Genomic DNA, 19,362 nt, shown 5'->3' with positions numbered 1-19,362 from the left:
AAAACTGGTATCACTTCGAAAATATTTTTATTTGTAAAATACTTTCCATAAATACAAGCCTTGGGCAGGTGCTGTTTTCCCTGCAAAACTGCGGTCCTTTTTGTCCAATATCCCGATCATATCCCGGGGTTCCATCTTGCCGCTGCCGACTTCCAGGAGCGTCCCAACCAAGATCCGCACCATATTATACAAAAACCCTTCCCCAACGAAGCGAAAAACCATGAAGCCATCGCTCTCTTCAAAGTCAATTTCTTGGATGGTTCGAACCTTATCGACCACTTCCGTTTTTGCCGAACAAAAACTTGTAAAGTCATGCGTCCCTACCAAATAGGAAATTGCTTCCTTAATCGCCTTCCCATCTAATGGATAGGGATAATGATAGGCGTAATTCCGTTTAAACGGATCTCGTAATTTGGATCGGGCTATGATATAACGGTACTCTTTCCCAGTCGTATGGAACCTGGCATGAAAATCATCAGGCACGATATCGACTTCCAAAACGATAATATCGGTCGGAAGAAGGGCGCTGAACGCCTTTACCCAATTTTCAGTAGGAAATGTAAGGGGTGATTCAAAGTGAATCACCTGCCCCTTTGCATGAACCCCTGAATCTGTCCTGCCTGAAGCAGTGACCTTTATAATTGTGCCTTTGTGCATTTGGGCTAAGACTGCCTCAAATTCACTTTGGATGGTCCGTTTCTCAGGCTGCACCTGATAACCAGCGAAATCCGTGCCGTCATAAGCGATCACACATTTATATTTTGGCATAGTACTCTTCCTTATTATGAACGTAATAAAAATAACATGACCGTAAGAAGACCTATTGAGACCATCAAAAGGCTATCACTCGTCTTCCAGTCCAATTGGCGGTATTTCGTGCGGCCTTCCCCACCACGGTATCCTCTTGATTCCATGGCAGTCGCCAATTCTTCTGCCCGTTTGAACGAACTCACAAATAAAGGAACAAGCAGCGGTACAATCGATTTAACCCTGTCCTTTATAGGACCTGATGAAAAGTCAACTCCCCTTGCCGTTTGAGCCTTCATGATTTTTTCTGTTTCCTCCATCAGCGTTGGAATGAATCGAAGGGCAATGGACATCATCAATGCTAGTTCATGTACAGGCATTTTCCACTTTTTCAAGGGTCCCAACAGCTCTTCCATCCCATCTGTAATGGATATTGGGGTTGTCGTCAAAGTTAATAAAGACGTAACAAGGATTAGTAAAGTAAATCTTACGGATATGAACAAACCTTGAATCAAACCGCCTTCATAGATTTCGAACCAACCGTATTCAAAAAGCAATTCCCCTTCTTTCGTAAACAATATATGGAGAAGGAATGTAAATACGATTAAGAAAAAAATAGGTTTTAACCCATTATAAAGATAGCGAAGCGGTATCTTCGAAAGGCTAATCAACAGGATGGTGAAAACCGCAAGTAAACCATAAGAAACGACATTATTCGCCAAGAAGATGACACAAACAAACAGGAACACAAGGAGCAATTTAGCCCTTGGGTCCATCTTGTGTATCAGGGAGTCTGCAGGGACATAACGCCCGATAATCATTTTATCCAGCATCAGCGGTTCCCCCGTTTCATGGCTTTATCTATTTCTACAGCTAAATCACCGATATTAAGACATGGATGATCAAACCGAACCCCAAGTTCCTTCTGGAGCTTGAGCTGAAAACGGACCGTATCAGGTACATCCAGGCCAAGCTCCAGAAGTTGTTCTGGCTCGGAGAAAATTTCCTGGGGAGTTCCCTTTTTGAACACCGTACCCTGGTGCATGATAATGATGTCATCCGCGTACTTGGCTGCATCCTCCATGCTATGTGTCACCAGAATTGTAGAAATGCCCCTAACTTTATGCAAATCATAAAACATATCCATGATTTCTTTGCGTCCTCGTGGGTCCAGTCCCGCTGTGGGTTCATCCAGTACCAATACTTCCGGCTCCATGGCAAGTACCCCAGCAATGGCCACCCTTCGCATTTGACCACCGGATAAGTCGAATGGAGATTTTTCAAGAATTTCCTCACTCAACCCCACTTGGGCGATAGCTTTCCTGGCCAGTTTCTTTGCATCGATTTCAGAAACCCCAAAATTCATAGGTCCGAAACATATATCCTTTTCAACCGTTTCATCAAACAGTTGATGTTCCGGAAACTGAAAAACAATTCCAACCTTTTGTCTAATCGACCGTAATGCCTTTTCTTTCCGTCCAGCCTCAATCGTCCGGTCACCAATGAAGACCCTGCCCTTCGTCGGTTTTAAAAGAGCATTCAAATGCTGCAGTAGCGTCGATTTTCCGGACCCTGTATGCCCGATGATTGCGGTATAGGTTCCAGGCTCCATTGAAATATTGACATCATGAAGGGCTAGATGTTCAAAAGGAGTATTCACCTGATAGCGGTATTCTACATCATCGAGTGTAATTCGCATAAATCCTTCACCAACTCTTCCTCTGTCAAATGCCCATCAACCACACGAACACCATTTTTTTGTAACTCTTTGGTTAGTTTCACTGAAAAGGGAATATCAAGACCAAGGGCAATTAATTCTTCCTCTAATTCAAAAATACCCTGAGGCGGTCCTTCACGATATAACCGACCTTGGTTCATGACTATCATTCGATCAGCTTTCGCAGCTTCCTCAAGATCATGGGTGATCGATATGACGGTAATCTCGTTTTCCTGTTTTAATTCCCTAACTGTTTCAAGCACTTCTTCACGGCCTCTTGGGTCAAGCATTGAGGTTGCTTCATCTAAGATGATTATGTCTGGCTGCAAGGCTATTACACCTGCTATGGCCACTCTCTGCTTTTGACCGCCGGATAGATGGTGCGGCTCTTGATTAAGAAAGGCATTCATTTTAACCTTATTTAACGCACCATGAACACGCTCCACCATAACCTGCTGAGAAACACCGGCGTTTTCTAAACCAAAAGCCACATCATCCTGAACTGTAGTGCCTACAAACTGATTATCTGGGTTTTGAAAAACCATGCCAATTTTCTGGCGTACATCCCAAACGGTTTCTTCTGTCAAAAGTTGATCATTAATCGTTATGGTACCTGAGTTAGGGAACTGAAGACCATTCAGTAACTTCGCTAATGTCGACTTGCCAGAACCATTATGTCCGACAATCGCAAGCCACTCCCCCTGATGAATATCAAAAGAAACATCATCCAAAGCGTTTCGAGACTGACCCTCATATTTGTAAATAATATTTTTTAAAGAAACCAGCTTCTTCCCCATGTGGCCCTCCTCATCCTCGACTGCACTCGTCTAATCTGAACTCTGCTCTATCAACATAAACATAGTAGTATTTCTTCTGAAAATATAAAAAAACGCTGCACCCCTTCCACCGAAAGAATTTTCGGTAAATTAAGAGCAGCTTACAGCGGGCCTGTTACGAAAAACAGGTTATCTTATAATCGCTTATCAAAAAAAGCGGGAAGGGATGCTTGAGCTAGACGTGAAGGCTCCCTGTATAAACAGGTTCCGCCAGCCATCGTAACACTCAATGCGAATTTCTAAAAAACAGAATTTCTATTTAAAAAAAGAAAAAGGGCATAGAACAAGTGAGTATATTCATTTGTCCCGCCCTTTTTCATCGTTGTTATTAAACTAATTCAATAACCACGACTGGTGCACCGTCACCGCGGCGTGGACCAACTTTCATGATACGAGTGTATCCACCTTGACGTTCTTCATAACGTGGAGCCACGTCACTGAATAGTTTTTGAAGGGCATCTGTGCCTTTCTCAGCGTCAGCGATTTCGTTACGGATGAATGATGCAGCTTGACGGCGTGCATGCAAGTCACCACGTTTACCAAGAGTGATCATTTTATCTACTACAGAACGTAATTCTTTTGCACGTGCTTCAGTAGTTTCAATGCGCTCATGGATAATAAGATCCGTAGCTAAATCACGAAGTAATGCTTTACGTTGTGCGCTAGTGCGTCCTAACTTTCTGTAACCCATTAGAGATTCCCTCCTTTGTTGAAGTTCTATATTGTGTGTCTAAAACAAGGCTCACAACATAATGGATTGATTCCGCCATGTTATCAGTCGTCTTTACGAAGACCTAAGCCTAATTCTTCTAGTTTCGCTTTCACTTCTTCAAGTGATTTACGGCCTAGATTACGTACTTTCATCATATCTTCTTCCGTTTTATGAGCTAGCTCTTGAACGGTATTGATTCCAGCACGCTTCAAGCAGTTGTAAGAACGAACAGAAAGGTCTAATTCTTCGATCGTCATCTCAAGAACTTTTTCTTTTTGATATTCTTCTTTTTCAACCATGATTTCAGCATTTTGAGCTTCATCGGTTAACCCAACGAAAATATTTAAATGCTCTGTTAAAATCTTAGCTCCAAGTGCTACCGCTTCTTGCGGACCCGTACTGCCATCAGTCCAAACATCGAACGTTAACTTGTCAAAGTTAGACAACTGTCCAACACGTGTATTTTCAACTTGGAAAGATACGCGTGAAACCGGAGTGTAAAGAGCATCGATTGGAATTACACCAATTGGCTGGTCTTCTCTCTTGTTTTGAACAGCAGGAGTGTAGCCGCGGCCGCGACGTGCAGATAAACGCATACGCATATGACCGTTTTTACCAATTGTAGCAATATATAAATCCGGATTAAGAATTTCTACATCACTATCATGAGTGATATCAGCAGCCGTGATGACTCCGTCACCTTGAACGTCAATTTCCAGCGTCTTCTCTTCATCAGAGTAAATCTTAAGAGCTAGTTTCTTCACATTAAGAATGATAGATGTTACATCTTCCACGACGCCTTCAATTGTTGAGAACTCATGTAGCACTCCATCAATTTGTATAGCTGTGACAGCAGCACCTGGGAGTGAGGATAAAAGGATACGACGTAAGGAGTTACCCAATGTAGTACCATACCCACGCTCTAGTGGCTCTACGACGAATTTACCGAATTTGGTATCGTCGTTGATTTCAACCGTTTCGATTTTTGGTTTTTCTATTTCGATCATCAATAAACCCTCCTTCAAAACGTCAAAACCCCGGCAAGTAAACTAAGTCACTTAAACCGAAATTCCCCATGTATACGTTCCCGCTGTGCGCAACAACTGAAAATTAATCTTCTGTAAGAACGCAAACTCAGTATTATATCCCATTATTGACAGGAATACAAAATCTATACAGAAAAATTAAACACGGCGACGTTTTGGTGGACGGCATCCGTTATGTGGAACTGGAGTTACATCTTTAATTGCAGTTACTTCTAGGCCAGCAGCTTGAAGTGCACGAATAGCAGCCTCACGTCCAGCACCAGGTCCTTTAACTGTAACTTCAAGAGTTTTCATACCATGTTCAATTGATGTTTTAGCAGCTGTTTCAGCAGCCATTTGTGCAGCGAATGGAGTGGATTTACGAGATCCACGGAATCCTAGAGCTCCAGCACTTGACCAAGAAATAGCATTACCATGAGAGTCAGTGATCGTAACGATAGTGTTATTGAATGTTGAACGAATATGTGCAATACCAGTTTCTATATTCTTTTTCACACGACGTTTACGTGTATTAGTTTTACGTGCCATGAAAAGTAACCTCCTTTACTAATTATTTTTTCTTGTTAGCTACAGTACGACGAGGTCCTTTACGCGTACGAGCATTGTTTTTTGTATTTTGACCGCGAACAGGAAGACCACGACGGTGACGTAAACCACGGTAAGAACCGATTTCCATTAAACGTTTGATGTTTAGGGAGATTTCACGACGAAGGTCGCCTTCTACTTTAAGCTTGTCAATGATATCACGAATTTTATTCAATTCGTCTTCCGTTAAGTCACGAACGCGAGTTTCTTCAGAAACGCCTGCTTCTGCAAGAACTTTCATCGCGGTTTGTTTTCCAATACCATATATATATGTTAATGAGATAACAATACGTTTGTCACGGGGAATATCTACTCCAGCAATACGTGCCATGCTTGAGTGCACCTCCTTCTATTTAGCCTTGTTTTTGTTTATGTTTAGGGTTTTCGCAAATAACCATAACTTTACCTTTTCTGCGGATAACTTTACACTTTTCGCAGATTGGTTTGACTGATGGTCTGACTTTCATTGCTATCTAACCTCCTTATACAGATCGGAGCGTAACCGGATTATTTGAACCGGTATGTGATTCTGCCGCGAGTTAGATCATACGGGGAAAGCTCAACCGTAACTTTATCTCCAGGCAAAATGCGAATAAAGTGCATACGAATTTTACCGGATACATGAGCTAAAACAGTATGACCATTTTCTAATTCTACCTTAAACATTGCATTTGGCAAAGTCTCTTGTACTGTGCCTTCTACTTCAATTACATCATCTTTCGCCATTAAAGTGATTCTCCCTTCTCTATGCGTGAACCTATTAAAGGTACACATCTTTCCGTCAACATTACTACAGTCCAATTATCCTCATAAGTCTTACAATTCTGCATCAAGTATTCACCATTTTGTAGAACCAGGCTTTAACTGAGGACCTTTATCAGTTGGACCGAAATGAGGATTTTATGGGTCCTCATGTAAGTCTTGACCGATTCCGTGACCGACATACTCTCGAAATAGAGAAGCAATTAGTCTCGACATAGGTTTGAATAGCATGGGAGATGTTTGAAAGGCGCACGCCTGACATAGCTTCTTTCAACCCTCTATATCACGACTCTTTAGGAATCCCAATAGAGTCACTGCATTTCTTCATCAATTTTGCCGACCGGATATGTCCATGAAGATCACTTAGAAAGTAATCGCCCAATTCAGGGAATACCAAGTACAAGAACCTGATTAATAAATGTGCGAATGCTCTCGCGAAATCCATTATACCCTTTGTATTAAAGGAATGCACCAAGTTTAACTAGTAAGTTGTAAAAATGGTTTGAATTTCATAAATCAATACGAATGATTAATTTTGCAAAGCACCAAGTAACACATCAATATCTTCAAATACCTTATTAATATCTTGCTGTCCGTTAATGTTGACCAAGTATCCTTTTTCTCCGTAGAAATCAAGAAGTGGTTTGGTTTGTTTCAAATTCACATCTAAGCGATTTTGAACCGTTTCTTCATTATCATCAGCACGTTGATATAATTCTCCGCCGCAGCGGTCGCATACATCATTTTTAGCGGGAGGATTAAATACAAGATGATATGTCGCACCACATGATTTGCAAATACGACGTCCTGTCAATCTTTCCATTAAGATGCTTTTATCAACATCGATATTAATGACAAAATTCATTTTTCGATCTAAATCAGTAAGAATGCTTTCAAGTGCTTCTGCCTGTGCCACAGTACGTGGAAAACCATCAAGCAAAAATCCTTTTAGGCAGTCTTCCTTGCTTAATCTTTCACGTACAATGCCAATGGTAACTTCATCTGGTACCAATTCGCCTTTGTCCATGAATGATTTTGCCTTTAGACCTAATTCTGTTCCATCTTTGATAGCTGTTCGGAACATATCTCCAGTAGAAATATGAGGGATATTATATTTTTCTACGATTTGTTCAGCTTGAGTGCCCTTACCAGCACCAGGCAGACCCATTAACACTAGATTCAATTTTCTTCCCCCTCAAACTCTATAATGGGTAAAGGGAACAAGGCGTTCCCAAAACTCATTACTTTATAAAGCCTTTATAGTGTCTCTTCACAAGTTGTGATTCGAGCTGCTTCATCGTATCAAGGGCAACCCCCACTACAATTAGCAAACTAGTACCACCAATCTGTGCAGATTGAGGTAATTCAGCAATCTTAATGAAGAATACCGGTAAAACGGCAATGATGGCTAAGAATATAGAGCCTACAAACGTCAAACGGTATAAAACACGTGTTAAATATTCTTGTGTACTCTTACCTGGACGAATCCCCGGCACATAGCCACCTTGCTTTTTCAAATTCTCAGCCATTTGTTCAGGGTTAACCTGAATGAATGCATAAAAATACGCAAAAGCAATGATAAGAGCGACATATATGATCATACCAATTGGATTGGTATAAGCAAGATTTTCTGTTATCCAACTAGTAACACTGTTCTTTCCAAAGAAAGATGCGATTGTAGTAGGAGTGATAAGAAATGCCATTGCAAAGATTACCGGAATAACCCCTGCAGCATTTACTTTCAATGGTAAATGTGTAGACTGGCCACCCATTTGTGTACGACCTACCGCAGCACGTTTGGCATACTGAATAGGAATTTTACGTAATGCCTGCTGAATGAAGATGACAGCAACCACGATTGCTAATACTGCTAATACAATGAGGATAATCGTTATAATTCGTAAGAATAATTGATCGCCAGCATTTTCAAATTGTTGGGCGTATATTTGATTTGCCGTTGTTGGCAAACTAGCTACGATACCAGCAAAGATTATGATGGAAATCCCATTACCCACACCCTTAGCAGTGATCAGCTCCCCTAACCACAAAAGAAAAGCTGTTCCTGCCGTTAAGACAGTCGCAATAAGCAAGTATGTTGCAATTCCAGGATTTTCAATCAACTGGCCACCTGACATATTATTGAACCCATAAGACATGCCCAAAGCTTGGATAAATCCTAGGATAATAGTGAAGTAACGCGTGAATTGAGCTAATTTACGGCGCCCTGCTTCCCCTTGTTTAGACCATTCAGTGAACTTAGGTACAACATCCATCTGTAATAGTTGAACGATGATAGATGCCGTGATATATGGCATGATACCCATCGCTAATATGGAGAAGTTTTTTAGTGCTCCGCCGCCAAAGGTATTTAAAAGACCTATGACGCTCAGCTGGTCCTGTTCAGCGAGAAAACCGGCATTCACATGCGGTACAGGTATAAATGTACCGATGCGATAGACGATTAACATTAGAAGGGTAAAAATAATCTTATTCCTTATTTCACCCACGCGCATAAAATTGGAGATCGTGCGAAACATTAGATCACCTCTGTATTACCGCCAGCAGCTTCGATAGCTTCTTTAGCAGTAGACGAGAATTTGTGAGCTTTAACAGTAAGCTTTTTCTCAATGCTTCCTTTTGCAAGAATTTTGATTCCTGCTTTTTCTTTACTAACAACTCCAGTCTCAAGTAAAAGAGCTGGTGTTACTTCAGTACCGTCTTCGAAAAGATTTAACGTATCAAGATTCACGATAGCATAGTCTTTACGGTTGATGTTGGTAAATCCACGTTTAGGTAAACGTCTGAATAGAGGAGTTTGTCCCCCTTCAAATCCAAGACGCACACCGCCGCCGGAGCGAGCGTTTTGTCCTTTATGTCCTTTACCTGCTGTTTTACCGTTACCAGATCCAATACCGCGACCTTTACGTTTACGTTCTTTACGAGAACCTTCTGCAGCTTTTAACTCATGAAGTTTCATGTTGGCACCTCCTTGTTAAGTTAAAAATTATTTTATTGTTCTTTTACAGTAACAAGATGAGCAACTTTGGTAATCATACCGCGAATCGCAGGGTTATCTTCATGAATAACCGTTTGATGCATTTTGCGTAAACCCAAAGTGTTAACTGTAACACGTTGATCTTCAGGACGACCAATCAAGCTGCGAGTGAGGGTAATTTCTAATTTATTAGCCATAATTCGATTTCCCTCCTTATCCTAACAGTTCTTGTACTGATTTTCCACGTAACTTAGCTACGTCTTCAGCACGTTTCAATTGCTTCAATCCTTCAATTGTTGCGCGAACCATATTAATAGGTGTATTAGTACCTAGTGATTTAGACAAGATATCGCTAACTCCGCCTAATTCTAGTACCGCACGAACAGGACCACCAGCAATTACTCCTGTACCTTCAGAAGCTGGTTTCAATAGAATGTGACCTGCGCCATAGCGACCGTTCACAAGGTGAGGAATTGTAGTTCCAACCATTGGTACAGTAATTAGATTTTTCTTAGCGTCCTCAATAGCTTTACGGATAGCATCCGGAACTTCTTGAGCTTTACCAGTACCAAATCCAACATGACCATTTTTATCACCAACAACAACTAGTGCAGTGAAACGGAAACGACGTCCGCCTTTAACAACTTTAGCTACACGATTTACTGTAACTACGCGTTCTTCAAGTTCTAATTTATTAGGATCAATGCTACGCATCTGTTATGTCCCTCCTTATCCATTAAAATTCTAAGCCGTTTTCACGAGCAGCGTCAGCCAATGCTTTAACACGACCATGGAAGAGGTAACCACCGCGGTCAAATACCACAGCTTTGAAACCTTTTTCAACAGCACGTTTCGCAATAAGTTCGCCAACTTTTTGAGCTGCTTCAGCATTGCTACTAGCTTCGATACTGATCTCTTTATCAAGAGTTGAAGCACTTGCTAATGTTACGCCTTGTGCATCGTCAATTAATTGTGCGTAAATGTGTTTGTTTGAACGAAACACATTTAAACGAGGACGAGCTTCTGTTCCAGAAAGCTTAGCACGTACACGCGCATGTCTTTTCTGACGAGTAGCATTTTTATCAAGCTTCGTAATCATTTACGTCACTCCTTTCGTTTACTTATGCGGCATTACTTACCAGTTTTACCTTCTTTACGACGAACGAATTCGCCTTCGTAACGGATCCCTTTACCTTTATACGGTTCAGGTGGGCGAACATCACGGATATTAGCTGCTAGAGCTCCTACACGTTCTTTGTTTGCACCTTTGATGATTACTTTTGTATTAGAAGGAACTTCGACTTCAACGCCAGCTTCTGGCTCTATTTCTACAGGGTGAGAATATCCTACGTTAAGGATAAGCTTAGTACCTTGCTTTTGTGCACGGTACCCAACCCCAATAAGTTCAAGTGATTTTACAAAACCTGTTGATACACCTTCAACCATGTTAGAGATAAGTGCGCGAGTAGTTCCGTGTAAAGAACGGTGAGCCTTCTCGTCAGACGGACGTGTAACAGTTAACACGTTCTCTTCAACAACGATTGTAAGGTCAGGACTGAATGATCTAGTTAATTCACCTTTAGGACCTTTAACAGTTACTTCACTTCCGTTAACAGTAACCGTTACGCCTGTAGGGATTTCAATAGGTTTTTTACCTATACGAGACATATTGTGCACCTCCATTCTTGTGAAAATGTATTACCAAACGTATGCTAAAACTTCTCCGCCAGCTTGTTTAGAGCGAGCTTCCTTGTCTGTTAAAACTCCGTGAGAAGTAGAAACAATTGCGATACCTAAACCGTTTAGAACGCGTGGTACCTCTCCAGTTTTTGCATATACACGCAAACCAGGTTTGCTGATACGTTTTAGACCAGTGATAACACGTTCGTTGTTTGCACCGTATTTTAAGAAGATACGGATGATACCTTGTTTGTTGTCTTCGATTAATTCAAAGTCACGTACGAAGCCTTCACGCTTTAAGATCTCAGCAATTTCCTTTTTGATCTTTGAAGCAGGAACTTCTAGTTTTTCGTGACGAACCATATTCGCATTACGGATGCGAGTAAGCATATCTGCAATAGGATCTGTCATGACCATTATATTTTACCTCCTTCCCAAACTCGGGTTTTACCAGCTAGCTTTTTTAACGCCAGGAATTTGTCCTTTATATGCAAGTTCGCGGAAACAAATACGACAAAGTTTAAATTTACGTAATACAGAATGTGGACGTCCGCAACGTTCGCAACGTGTATATTCTTGTACTTTAAACTTCTGTTCGCGTTTTTGCTTTACGATCATAGACTTTTTAGCCACGATTTCGCCTCCCTTTATTTAGAGATTACTTTTGGAACGGCATTCCAACTTGAGTAAGTAGTTCACGAGCTTCTTCGTCAGTGTTGGCAGTCGTTACGATAACGATATCCATACCACGAACTTTGCTCACTTTATCGTAATCAATCTCAGGGAAGATAAGTTGTTCTTTAACACCTAATGTATAGTTCCCACGTCCGTCAAAGGATTTCTTTGAAACGCCGCGGAAATCACGTACACGTGGTAAAGATACAGATACTAGCTTATCAAGGAATTGATACATACGTTCTCCACGTAATGTAACCTTCGCTCCGATAGGCATACCTTCACGCAAACGGAAGCCTGCGATTGATTTTTTAGCTTTTGTTATAACTGGTTTTTGACCAGTGATTAATGTAAGTTCTTCAACAGCTGTATCTAAAGCTTTTGAGTTAGATACTGCGTCACCCACACCCATGTTAATAACGATTTTCTCAATGTTTGGTACTTGCATTACTGATTGATAGTTGAATTTACCCATCAATGACGGTGTAATTTCACTTTTGAATTTTTCTTTAAGGCGGCTCATTGCTTAGTGTACCTCCCTTCATTTATGACTTATTTATCTAAAGATTCACCTGATATTTTAGCTACGCGTACTTTTTTACCATTTTCGATCTTATATCCAACACGAGTCGGTTTACCTGATTTAGGATCAAGTGGCATTACATTGGATACGTGAATAGCAGCTTCTCTGCTGATAATTCCACCTTGTGGATTAATTTGAGATGGCTTGGAATGCTTTTTCACGATGTTAATTCCTTCAACAAGCACACGATTTTGTTTCGGATATGCTTCAAGAATTGTTCCTTGTTTGCCTTTGTCCTTACCAGAGATGACTACGACTTTGTCACCTTTTTTAACATGCATTAGCTTGGCACCTCCTTGAAAGGCTTTATACAAATTTTACATATTATAGAACTTCTGGAGCTAGAGAAACGATCTTCATGAAACTATTGTCACGTAATTCACGAGCAACAGGTCCAAAAATACGAGTTCCACGTGGGCTCTTATCGTCACGGATAATTACACATGCGTTTTCATCAAAACGAATGTAAGAACCGTCAGGACGACGCATACCACGTTTTGTACGGACAACAACAGCCTTAACGACTTCACCTTTTTTAACAACGCCTCCTGGTGTTGCCTGTTTAACTGTACAAACGATGACATCACCAATGTTTGCAGTTTTACGGCCAGAACCACCTAGGACTTTAATTGTTAGCACTTCACGAGCACCTGAATTGTCAGCGACTTTTAAACGAGATTCTTGTTGAATCATGTACGGTACCTCCCTTCGGAATTAGCTTAATCCGAACTATATTAAATGATTACTGCTTTTTCTACTACTTCTACAAGACGGAAGCGCTTTGTAGCTGAAAGTGGACGAGTTTCCATGATACGTACTACGTCGCCTGCTTTAGCTTCGTTTAGCTCGTCATGAGCTTTTAACTTTTTAGAGTATTTCACGCGTTTACCGTATAAAGAATGCTTTTTATAGGTTTCTACAACAACTGTTACTGTTTTATCCATTTTATCGGATACTACGCGGCCAGTGTAGATTTTGCGTTGGTTGCGTTCGCTCATTCTGCAAACCTCCATTCATTATCGATTAGTGACACCGATCTCTCTTTGACGAACAACTGTTTTCATACGAGCAATCGATTTGCGAACTTCACGGATGCGAGCTGTATTTTCAAGTTGTCCAGTAGCTAACTGGAAACGAAGATTAAATAGTTCTTCTTTAAGAGATTTTAGTTTTTGTTCAATTTCAGCAGTGGTTAGATCTTTGATTTCATTAGCTTTCATTTGTTTCACCACCAATTTCCTCTCTTTTTACAAACTTGCATTTGATTGGAAGTTTGTGTGCTGCAAGGCGCAATGCTTCTCTTGCCACCTCTTCAGATACACCAGAGATTTCAAACAATACTTTGCCCGGTTTAACTACTGCTACCCAACCTTCAGGAGCACCTTTACCGGAACCCATCCGTACTTCAAGCGGCTTAGCTGTGTAAGGTTTGCTTGGGAAAATTTTGATCCAAACTTTTCCTCCACGTTTCATATAACGAGTCATCGCAATACGAGCTGCTTCGATTTGGCGGTTAGTGATCCAGGAAGCTTCTTGAGCTTGAAGTCCAAATTCTCCAAAATGAACTTCAGTGCCGCCCTTAGCCATCCCTCTCATCTTACCGCGGTGTTCACGACGGTATTTTACGCGTTTTGGCAATAACATATTATTTTCCTCCTTCCTCAGATTTCTTCTTAGTAGGAAGAACTTCTCCACGGTAGATCCAAACTTTCACGCCTAGCTTACCGTAAGTAGTATCTGCTTCAGCATGAGCATAATCTATGTCAGCACGAAGTGTGTGAAGTGGAACTGTTCCTTCGCTGTAATGTTCAGCACGAGCAATATCAGCACCGCCAAGACGACCAGAAACTTGAGTTTTGATTCCTTGTGCGCCAGAACGCATAGTACGTTGGATAGCTTGCTTTTGAGCACGACGGAATGAAACACGGTTTTCTAATTGACGAGCGATGTTTTCAGCAACCAATTTTGCGTCAAGATCTGCTCTTTTAATTTCAATGATATTGATATGAACTCTTTTGCCAGTTAACTGGTTCAAAGCTTTACGAAGTGCTTCAACTTCAGTACCGCCCTTACCGATAACCATTCCTGGTTTAGCAGTGTGAACAGATACATTGATACGGTTAGCTGCACGTTCGATTTCAACTTTGGATACAGAAGCATCATTTAAACGTTTCGCGATATACTCACGAACTTTAATGTCTTCATGCAAAAGAACTGCGTAGTCTTTATCAGCGTACCATTTGGATTCCCAATCACGGATGATCCCGATACGCAAACCGACTGGATTTACCTTTTGACCCACAGATTACCCCTCCTTCTTTTCTGATACAACGATTGTAATATGACTAGTACGTTTGTTTATTGCACTCGCACGACCTTGAGCGCGAGGACGGAAACGTTTTAATGTTGGTCCTTCGTTAACGTATGCCTCTGAAACGACTAGGTTATTAATATCCATTTCGTAGTTGTGTTCTGCATTTGCGATAGCAGATTTCAGAATTTTTTCTACGACTGGAGAAGCAGATTTTGGTGTTAAGCGAAGAATCGCTACTGCTTCACCTACTTGTTTTCCTCGAATTAAATCTGCGACTAAACGCACTTTACGAGGAGCAATACGAACTGTTCTAGCGACAGCTTTTGCTTGCATGAGATGCCCTCCTCTCATTAACGTCTTGTTTTCTTGTCATCACTTGCGTGACCTTTATAAGTGCGTGTAGGCGCGAATTCGCCTAGTTTGTGACCTACCATATCTTCTGTTACATAAACCGGCACATGCTTACGACCGTCATAAACAGCGATTGTATGTCCGATGAATTGCGGGAAGATTGTTGAGCGACGAGACCAAGTTTTTACTACCTGTTTCTTGTCAGCTTCATTTAATTTTTCAACTTTTACCAATAAATGATCATCAACAAAAGGCCCTTTTTTTAAGCTACGACCCATGCGAGTACCTCCCTTCGTGACTGTTCTACGGTTCTATATATGAACCGTAGGTCAATCCCGTTATTTTTTACGACGACGTACGATAAATTTATCGGATTTATTTTTCTTCTTACGAGTTTTGAATCCAAGAGTTGGTTTACCCCATGGAGACATTGGTGATTTACGTCCGATTGGAGCTTTACCTTCACCACCACCGTGTGGGTGATCGTTCGGGTTCATTACTGATCCACGAACTGTTGGGCGTTTACCTAACCAACGGTTACGGCCAGCTTTACCAATGTTGATAAGTTCATGTTGTTCATTACCAACTTGACCGATTGTAGCACGGCAAGTAGCAAGAATCATACGAACCTCACCTGAGTTTAAACGTACAAGTACATAACGACCTTCTTTACCAAGTACTTGAGCAGATGTTCCTGCTGAACGGACTAATTGTCCACCTTTTCCTGGTTTAAGTTCTATGTTATGAATTACTGTACCAACTGGGATGTTAATAAGAGGAAGTGCGTTACCCACTTTAATGTCAGCTTCTGGACCTGACATGATTTCCAAACCTACTTCTAGGTTTTTTGGAGCTAGGATATAACGTTTTTCTCCATCAACGTAATTAATTAATGCAATGTTTGCAGAACGATTTGGATCGTACTCAATAGTAGCAACGCGTCCTGGTATACCATCTTTATTCCGTTTGAAATCGATGATACGGTATTGACGCTTGTGGCCGCCACCTTGATGACGAACTGTTAACTTACCTTGGTTATTACGGCCGCCTTTGCTGTGTAAAGGAGCAAGTAATGATTTTTCCGGTTTGTCTGTAGTGATCTCAGCAAAATCGGAAGTTGTCATATTACGTCGACCGTTAGAGGTAGGTTTATACTTCTTAATCGCCATTTGTATTTCCCTCCTTCTCTAATGAATTAAGCCTCGAATAGCTCGATTTCTTTGCTGTCAGCAGTTAATTTAACAATTGCTTTACGGCGCTTGTTAGTATAGCCTGCATGTTTGCCCATACGTTTGAATTTACCTTTGTAGTTCATGATGTTTACTTTCTCAACTTTAACGCCGAAAATTTCTTGAACAGCATCTTTAACTTGAGTTTTGTTAGCTCTAACATCAACTTCAAAAGTATATTTTTTTTCAGCCATTATGTCTGAAGAGCGTTCAGTGATTACGGGGCGCTTAATGATATCGCGTGCATCCATTATGCAAGCACCTCCTCTACTTTTTCGACAGCTGATTTAGTCAAGATCAATTTGTTGTGTGATACAACATCAAGAACATTAAGACCAACAGCTTCAACTACAGTAACACCAGGGATGTTACGTGCAGAAAGAGCAACTTTCTCATCTAATCCGTCAGTAACGATCAACGTTTTAGTATCAACAGAAAGGTTTTTAAGTACTGCTACAAATTCTTTTGTTTTTGGAGCTTCGAAAGACAAGCTTTCAAGTACCAAAATGTTCTCTTCCAATGCCTTTGCAGACAATGCAGATTTAATAGCTAAACGACGTACCTTTTTAGGTAGCTTGTAAGCGTAAGATCTTGGAGTTGGTCCAAAAACAACGCCACCGCCACGCCATTGTGGAGAACGGATAGAACCTTGACGCGCACGTCCAGTTCCTTTTTGTTTCCAAGGTTTACGTCCACCGCCTGCAACTTCAGAACGGTTTTTAACTTTATGAGTTCCTTGACGTAAGGAAGCTCGTTGCATAATGATTGCTTCAAATAATACATGATTATTAGGTTCGATACCAAAGATGGATTCATTCAGTTCGATGTCGCCAACTTGAGAACCTGTTTGGTTGAACAATGTAACTTTTGGCATTCTATTGCTCCTCCTTTCTCAGAAATTACTTTGCTTTAACAGCAGTTTTAACTTTGATCAATGCTTTTCTAGCACCAGGTACATTACCTTTGATCAATAGTAGGTTACGTTCAACATCAACTTTAACGATAGCTAAGTTTTGAACAGTAATTTGTTCCCCACCCATACGTCCTGGTAATAGTTTACCTTTGAATACGCGGTTTGGAGCTACAGGACCCATTGAACCTGGGCGACGGTGGTAACGAGAACCATGAGTCATCGGTCCGCGAGATTGTCCGTGACGTTTGATAGCGCCTTGGAAACCTTTACCTTTTGAAATTCCTGATACATCTACTAAATCGCCTTCAGCGAAAATACTAACATTGACTTCTTGACCGATCTCATATTCAGTAAGATCCGTTCCGCGGAATTCGCGAATGAAGCGCTTAGGAGTAGTATTTGCTTTTTCAACATGTCCCTTTTCAGGTTTGTTAGAAAGCTTTTCACGTTTGTTTTCAAAACCAACTTGAACTGCTTCATACCCATCAGTTTCAACAGTTTTCTTTTGAAGAACCACGTTATTAGCAGCCTCGATAACTGTTACCGGGATAAGTTCGCCGTTTTCAGCAAAAACTTGAGTCATACCGATTTTTCTTCCTAAGATTCCTTTGGTCATAAGTCACACCTCCTAGAGTAATTGTTCATATTTATATGAATTATAATTTGATTTCAATGTCAACGCCTGATGGTAAATCTAAACGCATCAATGAGTCAACTGTTTGTGGAGTTGGATTAACGATGTCGATTAGACGTTTATGCGTACGCATTTCGAATTGTTCACGAGAATCTTTGTATTTATGAACCGCACGTAGGATCGTGTATACCGATCTTTCAGTAGGTAATGGAATTGGACCAGATACAGCCGCACCAGAACGTTTTGCAGTTTCAACAATTTTCTCAGCAGACTGATCAAGAATTCTGTGATCATATGCTTTTAAACGGATACGAATTTTTTGTTTTGCCATAATTTTCCCTCCTTTTCGCCTATTTTGAAATAGACCTTCTCAATGGAAATTTCCCACACACTCGCCATGGCAAAGCGGCCGGGTGTGTCAGCAACCTTCCATATCATCGCAGTCAAAGACCAACATTGTCTATTATACATAAAGCACAAGTAGAATGCAAGTTAAACTTAGACTTTCTTGTGCAACACACTTTTATTATTATACATACTATCTCAAGTATTTACAAGTACATTCTACACGGTCTTTCATATCCATTTTCTTCATTTGGTAAATCCACAACATTTTCTTTGGAATGCACTCAATTTCCAACGGATATTATAGAAGAAAAAATATAAAGTCCTTTAAAATAAAAAAAAGCAGATGGCGTCCCATCTGCTTTTCCCGGAAGGCGTCCCTTCCAATATTGTTTTATGAATCAATTACTCTGTGATTGTAGCAACTACGCCAGCGCCTACAGTACGTCCACCCTCACGGATAGAGAATTTAGTACCTTCTTCGATAGCGATTGGAGCGATAAGTTCTACAGTCATTTCGATGTTGTCTCCAGGCATAACCATTTCTACGCCTTCAGGAAGGTTACAAATACCAGTTACGTCAGTTGTACGGAAGTAGAACTGAGGACGGTAGTTTGTGAAGAATGGAGTGTGACGTCCACCTTCTTCTTTAGAAAGAACATAAACTTCAGCTTTGAACTTTGTGTGTGGAGTGATTGTACCTGGTTTAGCAAGTACTTGTCCACGTTGGATATCTTCACGGGATACACCACGAAGAAGTGCACCGATGTTGTCACCAGCTTCAGCATAGTCAAGAAGTTTACGGAACATTTCAACACCTGTTACAGTTGTTGGTTTAGACTCTTCGTTGAAACCGATGATGTCAACAACGTCACCGACTTTAACTTGTCCACGCTCAACACGACCAGTAGCAACTGTACCACGACCAGTGATAGAGAATACATCCTCAACTGGCATCATGAAAGGTTTTTCAGTGTCACGAGTTGGTTCTGGGATATACTCATCAACAGCTGTCATTAATTCATGAATTTTTTCTTCCCATTCAGCTTCTCCTTGAAGAGCTTTTAGTGCAGATCCTTTGATAACTGGAATGTCATCGCCAGGGAATTCGTATTCAGATAGTAGATCACGGATTTCCATTTCTACTAATTCAAGAAGTTCTTCGTCATCATCACCTACATTTCCATGCAATTATCCAGTATTGTTGGGGTACCTCTTTTCATGCTGATCGGGTCTTC

Annotated in this window: 33 protein-coding genes and 2 pseudogenes; all 35 read right to left on the bottom strand. The window is 40.9% G+C overall.

What is annotated here, in order from left to right:
* Nucleotides 1-27: 27 nt before the first annotated feature.
* On the bottom strand, nt 28-768 hold the full coding sequence (gene truA, locus N9I19_RS19390) for a tRNA pseudouridine(38-40) synthase TruA (RefSeq protein WP_284469081.1): 741 nt from the start codon (nt 766-768) through the stop codon (nt 28-30).
* A gap of 14 nt (nt 769-782) precedes the next feature.
* A complete protein-coding gene (locus N9I19_RS19385) occupies nt 783-1,580 on the bottom strand; it encodes an energy-coupling factor transporter transmembrane component T family protein (protein ID WP_089364073.1) in 798 nt (265 codons plus the stop codon).
* A complete protein-coding gene (locus N9I19_RS19380; RefSeq protein WP_061440395.1) occupies nt 1,580-2,446 on the bottom strand; it encodes an energy-coupling factor ABC transporter ATP-binding protein in 867 nt (288 codons plus the stop codon). Before N9I19_RS19380 ends, N9I19_RS19385 begins: the two co-directional genes overlap by 1 nt.
* A complete protein-coding gene (locus tag N9I19_RS19375; protein WP_317778706.1) occupies nt 2,422-3,261 on the bottom strand; it encodes an energy-coupling factor ABC transporter ATP-binding protein in 840 nt (279 codons plus the stop codon). Before N9I19_RS19375 ends, N9I19_RS19380 begins: the two co-directional genes overlap by 25 nt.
* Before the next feature lie 367 nt (nt 3,262-3,628).
* Nucleotides 3,629-3,991 carry a 50S ribosomal protein L17 gene (rplQ, locus tag N9I19_RS19370; RefSeq protein ID WP_061440393.1) on the bottom strand — a complete coding sequence of 121 codons (363 nt, stop codon included), beginning with the start codon at nt 3,989-3,991 and terminating at the stop codon, nt 3,629-3,631.
* An 83-nt stretch (nt 3,992-4,074) separates the two neighbouring features.
* Nucleotides 4,075-5,019 (bottom strand): DNA-directed RNA polymerase subunit alpha, encoded by a 945-nt coding sequence (locus N9I19_RS19365; protein ID WP_317778705.1) that lies wholly within the window; start codon nt 5,017-5,019, stop codon nt 4,075-4,077.
* 177 nt (nt 5,020-5,196) lie between these two features.
* Nucleotides 5,197-5,586 (bottom strand): 30S ribosomal protein S11, encoded by a 390-nt coding sequence (gene rpsK, locus N9I19_RS19360; protein WP_028390438.1) that lies wholly within the window; start codon nt 5,584-5,586, stop codon nt 5,197-5,199.
* Nucleotides 5,587-5,608: 22 nt separating this feature from the next.
* The gene (gene rpsM, locus N9I19_RS19355) at nt 5,609-5,974 is read right to left on the bottom strand and encodes a 30S ribosomal protein S13 (RefSeq protein ID WP_057915228.1); all 366 of its coding nucleotides are present in this window, start codon (nt 5,972-5,974) and stop codon (nt 5,609-5,611) included.
* Nucleotides 5,975-5,996: 22 nt separating this feature from the next.
* A complete protein-coding gene (rpmJ, locus tag N9I19_RS19350; RefSeq protein WP_003156543.1) occupies nt 5,997-6,110 on the bottom strand; it encodes a 50S ribosomal protein L36 in 114 nt (37 codons plus the stop codon).
* Between the two features lie 40 nt (nt 6,111-6,150).
* A complete protein-coding gene (infA, locus tag N9I19_RS19345; RefSeq protein ID WP_028390440.1) occupies nt 6,151-6,369 on the bottom strand; it encodes a translation initiation factor IF-1 in 219 nt (72 codons plus the stop codon).
* 42 nt (nt 6,370-6,411) lie between these two features.
* Nucleotides 6,412-6,863 (bottom strand): annotated as a pseudogene (locus tag N9I19_RS19340) (M24 family metallopeptidase); the annotation flags it as partial.
* A gap of 71 nt (nt 6,864-6,934) precedes the next feature.
* On the bottom strand, nt 6,935-7,588 hold the full coding sequence (locus N9I19_RS19335; RefSeq protein ID WP_317778704.1) for an adenylate kinase: 654 nt from the start codon (nt 7,586-7,588) through the stop codon (nt 6,935-6,937).
* Between the two features lie 58 nt (nt 7,589-7,646).
* Nucleotides 7,647-8,942 carry a preprotein translocase subunit SecY gene (gene secY, locus N9I19_RS19330; RefSeq protein WP_317778703.1) on the bottom strand — a complete coding sequence of 432 codons (1,296 nt, stop codon included), beginning with the start codon at nt 8,940-8,942 and terminating at the stop codon, nt 7,647-7,649.
* Nucleotides 8,942-9,382, bottom strand: coding sequence for a 50S ribosomal protein L15 (gene rplO, locus N9I19_RS19325; RefSeq protein ID WP_034304982.1), 441 nt, complete (start codon nt 9,380-9,382; stop codon nt 8,942-8,944). Before rplO ends, secY begins: the two co-directional genes overlap by 1 nt.
* Before the next feature lie 32 nt (nt 9,383-9,414).
* A complete protein-coding gene (gene rpmD, locus N9I19_RS19320; RefSeq protein WP_057915223.1) occupies nt 9,415-9,597 on the bottom strand; it encodes a 50S ribosomal protein L30 in 183 nt (60 codons plus the stop codon).
* 16 nt (nt 9,598-9,613) lie between these two features.
* Nucleotides 9,614-10,114: a 30S ribosomal protein S5 gene (gene rpsE, locus N9I19_RS19315; RefSeq protein ID WP_034304987.1), complete on the bottom strand. Its 501-nt coding sequence runs from the start codon at nt 10,112-10,114 to the stop codon at nt 9,614-9,616.
* A 22-nt stretch (nt 10,115-10,136) separates the two neighbouring features.
* Nucleotides 10,137-10,499, bottom strand: coding sequence for a 50S ribosomal protein L18 (gene rplR, locus N9I19_RS19310; protein WP_061440390.1), 363 nt, complete (start codon nt 10,497-10,499; stop codon nt 10,137-10,139).
* Nucleotides 10,500-10,531: 32 nt separating this feature from the next.
* Nucleotides 10,532-11,068: a 50S ribosomal protein L6 gene (rplF, locus tag N9I19_RS19305; protein ID WP_061440389.1), complete on the bottom strand. Its 537-nt coding sequence runs from the start codon at nt 11,066-11,068 to the stop codon at nt 10,532-10,534.
* Between the two features lie 30 nt (nt 11,069-11,098).
* On the bottom strand, nt 11,099-11,497 hold the full coding sequence (gene rpsH, locus N9I19_RS19300; protein ID WP_061440388.1) for a 30S ribosomal protein S8: 399 nt from the start codon (nt 11,495-11,497) through the stop codon (nt 11,099-11,101).
* 30 nt (nt 11,498-11,527) lie between these two features.
* Nucleotides 11,528-11,713, bottom strand: coding sequence for a type Z 30S ribosomal protein S14 (locus N9I19_RS19295; protein ID WP_034304998.1), 186 nt, complete (start codon nt 11,711-11,713; stop codon nt 11,528-11,530).
* 25 nt (nt 11,714-11,738) lie between these two features.
* The gene (gene rplE / locus N9I19_RS19290; protein ID WP_048677889.1) at nt 11,739-12,278 is read right to left on the bottom strand and encodes a 50S ribosomal protein L5; all 540 of its coding nucleotides are present in this window, start codon (nt 12,276-12,278) and stop codon (nt 11,739-11,741) included.
* Nucleotides 12,279-12,307: 29 nt separating this feature from the next.
* Nucleotides 12,308-12,619: a 50S ribosomal protein L24 gene (gene rplX / locus N9I19_RS19285; RefSeq protein WP_061440387.1), complete on the bottom strand. Its 312-nt coding sequence runs from the start codon at nt 12,617-12,619 to the stop codon at nt 12,308-12,310.
* Nucleotides 12,620-12,662: 43 nt separating this feature from the next.
* The gene (gene rplN, locus N9I19_RS19280) at nt 12,663-13,031 is read right to left on the bottom strand and encodes a 50S ribosomal protein L14 (protein ID WP_061440386.1); all 369 of its coding nucleotides are present in this window, start codon (nt 13,029-13,031) and stop codon (nt 12,663-12,665) included.
* Between the two features lie 41 nt (nt 13,032-13,072).
* Nucleotides 13,073-13,336 carry a 30S ribosomal protein S17 gene (rpsQ, locus tag N9I19_RS19275; protein ID WP_034305007.1) on the bottom strand — a complete coding sequence of 88 codons (264 nt, stop codon included), beginning with the start codon at nt 13,334-13,336 and terminating at the stop codon, nt 13,073-13,075.
* A gap of 18 nt (nt 13,337-13,354) precedes the next feature.
* A complete protein-coding gene (gene rpmC / locus N9I19_RS19270; protein ID WP_034305010.1) occupies nt 13,355-13,558 on the bottom strand; it encodes a 50S ribosomal protein L29 in 204 nt (67 codons plus the stop codon).
* Entirely contained in the window at nt 13,548-13,982 is a 435-nt protein-coding gene (rplP, locus tag N9I19_RS19265) for a 50S ribosomal protein L16 (protein ID WP_053349061.1), read from the bottom strand. Before rplP ends, rpmC begins: the two co-directional genes overlap by 11 nt.
* A 1-nt stretch (nt 13,983) precedes the next feature.
* On the bottom strand, nt 13,984-14,640 hold the full coding sequence (gene rpsC, locus N9I19_RS19260; protein WP_061440385.1) for a 30S ribosomal protein S3: 657 nt from the start codon (nt 14,638-14,640) through the stop codon (nt 13,984-13,986).
* Between the two features lie 3 nt (nt 14,641-14,643).
* Nucleotides 14,644-14,985, bottom strand: coding sequence for a 50S ribosomal protein L22 (rplV, locus tag N9I19_RS19255; protein WP_061440384.1), 342 nt, complete (start codon nt 14,983-14,985; stop codon nt 14,644-14,646).
* Nucleotides 14,986-15,002: 17 nt separating this feature from the next.
* Nucleotides 15,003-15,281 carry a 30S ribosomal protein S19 gene (gene rpsS / locus N9I19_RS19250; RefSeq protein WP_034305018.1) on the bottom strand — a complete coding sequence of 93 codons (279 nt, stop codon included), beginning with the start codon at nt 15,279-15,281 and terminating at the stop codon, nt 15,003-15,005.
* A 60-nt stretch (nt 15,282-15,341) separates the two neighbouring features.
* Complete coding sequence (gene rplB, locus N9I19_RS19245; RefSeq protein WP_061440383.1) at nt 15,342-16,172, bottom strand: 50S ribosomal protein L2; 831 nt, start codon at nt 16,170-16,172, stop codon at nt 15,342-15,344.
* Between the two features lie 26 nt (nt 16,173-16,198).
* A complete protein-coding gene (gene rplW, locus N9I19_RS19240) occupies nt 16,199-16,483 on the bottom strand; it encodes a 50S ribosomal protein L23 (protein WP_034305023.1) in 285 nt (94 codons plus the stop codon).
* The gene (gene rplD / locus N9I19_RS19235) at nt 16,483-17,106 is read right to left on the bottom strand and encodes a 50S ribosomal protein L4 (RefSeq protein WP_061141104.1); all 624 of its coding nucleotides are present in this window, start codon (nt 17,104-17,106) and stop codon (nt 16,483-16,485) included. Before rplD ends, rplW begins: the two co-directional genes overlap by 1 nt.
* 25 nt (nt 17,107-17,131) lie before the next feature.
* Nucleotides 17,132-17,761 (bottom strand): 50S ribosomal protein L3, encoded by a 630-nt coding sequence (gene rplC, locus N9I19_RS19230; RefSeq protein WP_061440382.1) that lies wholly within the window; start codon nt 17,759-17,761, stop codon nt 17,132-17,134.
* A 40-nt stretch (nt 17,762-17,801) separates the two neighbouring features.
* Nucleotides 17,802-18,110, bottom strand: a complete 309-nt coding sequence (rpsJ, locus tag N9I19_RS19225) for a 30S ribosomal protein S10 (RefSeq protein ID WP_019244375.1) — start codon at nt 18,108-18,110, stop codon at nt 17,802-17,804.
* Nucleotides 18,111-18,529: 419 nt separating this feature from the next.
* Nucleotides 18,530-19,294: pseudogene (locus tag N9I19_RS19220) on the bottom strand (elongation factor Tu); the annotation flags it as partial.
* Nucleotides 19,295-19,362 lie beyond the last annotated feature (68 nt).

This window comes from Peribacillus sp. CSMR9 (assembly GCF_033141925.1).
GTDB classification, from domain to species: Bacteria; Bacillota; Bacilli; order Bacillales; family DSM-1321; genus Peribacillus; species Peribacillus simplex_A.
Note: the sequence above shows the minus strand (reverse complement) of the source record. Positions and strands in the feature narration are given on the sequence as shown.

Excerpts from the sequence above, each read along its gene's own strand:
- secY (WP_317778703.1), bottom strand. The coding sequence starts at position 8,942 with ATGTTTCGCACGATCTCCAATTTTATGCGCGTGGGTGAAATAAGGAAT.
- rpmD (WP_057915223.1), bottom strand. The coding sequence starts at position 9,597 with ATGGCTAATAAATTAGAAATTACCCTCACTCGCAGCTTGATTGGTCGT.
- infA (WP_028390440.1), bottom strand. The coding sequence starts at position 6,369 with ATGGCGAAAGATGATGTAATTGAAGTAGAAGGCACAGTACAAGAGACT.
- rpsH (WP_061440388.1), bottom strand. The coding sequence starts at position 11,497 with ATGGTCATGACAGATCCTATTGCAGATATGCTTACTCGCATCCGTAAT.
- N9I19_RS19380 (WP_061440395.1), bottom strand. The coding sequence starts at position 2,446 with ATGCGAATTACACTCGATGATGTAGAATACCGCTATCAGGTGAATACT.
- rpsJ (WP_019244375.1), bottom strand. The coding sequence starts at position 18,110 with ATGGCAAAACAAAAAATTCGTATCCGTTTAAAAGCATATGATCACAGA.
- rplC (WP_061440382.1), bottom strand. The coding sequence starts at position 17,761 with ATGACCAAAGGAATCTTAGGAAGAAAAATCGGTATGACTCAAGTTTTT.
- rpsM (WP_057915228.1), bottom strand. The coding sequence starts at position 5,974 with ATGGCACGTATTGCTGGAGTAGATATTCCCCGTGACAAACGTATTGTT.
- rpmJ (WP_003156543.1), bottom strand. The coding sequence starts at position 6,110 with ATGAAAGTCAGACCATCAGTCAAACCAATCTGCGAAAAGTGTAAAGTT.
- rplR (WP_061440390.1), bottom strand. The coding sequence starts at position 10,499 with ATGATTACGAAGCTTGATAAAAATGCTACTCGTCAGAAAAGACATGCG.
- rplP (WP_053349061.1), bottom strand. The coding sequence starts at position 13,982 with ATGTTATTGCCAAAACGCGTAAAATACCGTCGTGAACACCGCGGTAAG.
- N9I19_RS19365 (WP_317778705.1), bottom strand. The coding sequence starts at position 5,019 with ATGATCGAAATAGAAAAACCAAAAATCGAAACGGTTGAAATCAACGAC.
- rplD (WP_061141104.1), bottom strand. The coding sequence starts at position 17,106 with ATGCCAAAAGTTACATTGTTCAACCAAACAGGTTCTCAAGTTGGCGAC.
- rpsK (WP_028390438.1), bottom strand. The coding sequence starts at position 5,586 with ATGGCACGTAAAACTAATACACGTAAACGTCGTGTGAAAAAGAATATA.
- rplV (WP_061440384.1), bottom strand. The coding sequence starts at position 14,985 with ATGCAAGCAAAAGCTGTCGCTAGAACAGTTCGTATTGCTCCTCGTAAA.
- rplO (WP_034304982.1), bottom strand. The coding sequence starts at position 9,382 with ATGAAACTTCATGAGTTAAAAGCTGCAGAAGGTTCTCGTAAAGAACGT.
- rpsQ (WP_034305007.1), bottom strand. The coding sequence starts at position 13,336 with ATGAGCGAACGCAACCAACGCAAAATCTACACTGGCCGCGTAGTATCC.
- N9I19_RS19385 (WP_089364073.1), bottom strand. The coding sequence starts at position 1,580 with ATGCTGGATAAAATGATTATCGGGCGTTATGTCCCTGCAGACTCCCTG.
- rplX (WP_061440387.1), bottom strand. The coding sequence starts at position 12,619 with ATGCATGTTAAAAAAGGTGACAAAGTCGTAGTCATCTCTGGTAAGGAC.
- rplW (WP_034305023.1), bottom strand. The coding sequence starts at position 16,483 with ATGGATGCACGCGATATCATTAAGCGCCCCGTAATCACTGAACGCTCT.
- rplE (WP_048677889.1), bottom strand. The coding sequence starts at position 12,278 with ATGAGCCGCCTTAAAGAAAAATTCAAAAGTGAAATTACACCGTCATTG.
- rpsS (WP_034305018.1), bottom strand. The coding sequence starts at position 15,281 with ATGGGTCGTAGCTTAAAAAAAGGGCCTTTTGTTGATGATCATTTATTG.
- rplB (WP_061440383.1), bottom strand. The coding sequence starts at position 16,172 with ATGGCGATTAAGAAGTATAAACCTACCTCTAACGGTCGACGTAATATG.
- rpmC (WP_034305010.1), bottom strand. The coding sequence starts at position 13,558 with ATGAAAGCTAATGAAATCAAAGATCTAACCACTGCTGAAATTGAACAA.
- rplN (WP_061440386.1), bottom strand. The coding sequence starts at position 13,031 with ATGATTCAACAAGAATCTCGTTTAAAAGTCGCTGACAATTCAGGTGCT.
- N9I19_RS19375 (WP_317778706.1), bottom strand. The coding sequence starts at position 3,261 with ATGGGGAAGAAGCTGGTTTCTTTAAAAAATATTATTTACAAATATGAG.
- rplQ (WP_061440393.1), bottom strand. The coding sequence starts at position 3,991 with ATGGGTTACAGAAAGTTAGGACGCACTAGCGCACAACGTAAAGCATTA.
- rpsE (WP_034304987.1), bottom strand. The coding sequence starts at position 10,114 with ATGCGTAGCATTGATCCTAATAAATTAGAACTTGAAGAACGCGTAGTT.
- rplF (WP_061440389.1), bottom strand. The coding sequence starts at position 11,068 with ATGTCTCGTATAGGTAAAAAACCTATTGAAATCCCTACAGGCGTAACG.
- truA (WP_284469081.1), bottom strand. The coding sequence starts at position 768 with ATGCCAAAATATAAATGTGTGATCGCTTATGACGGCACGGATTTCGCT.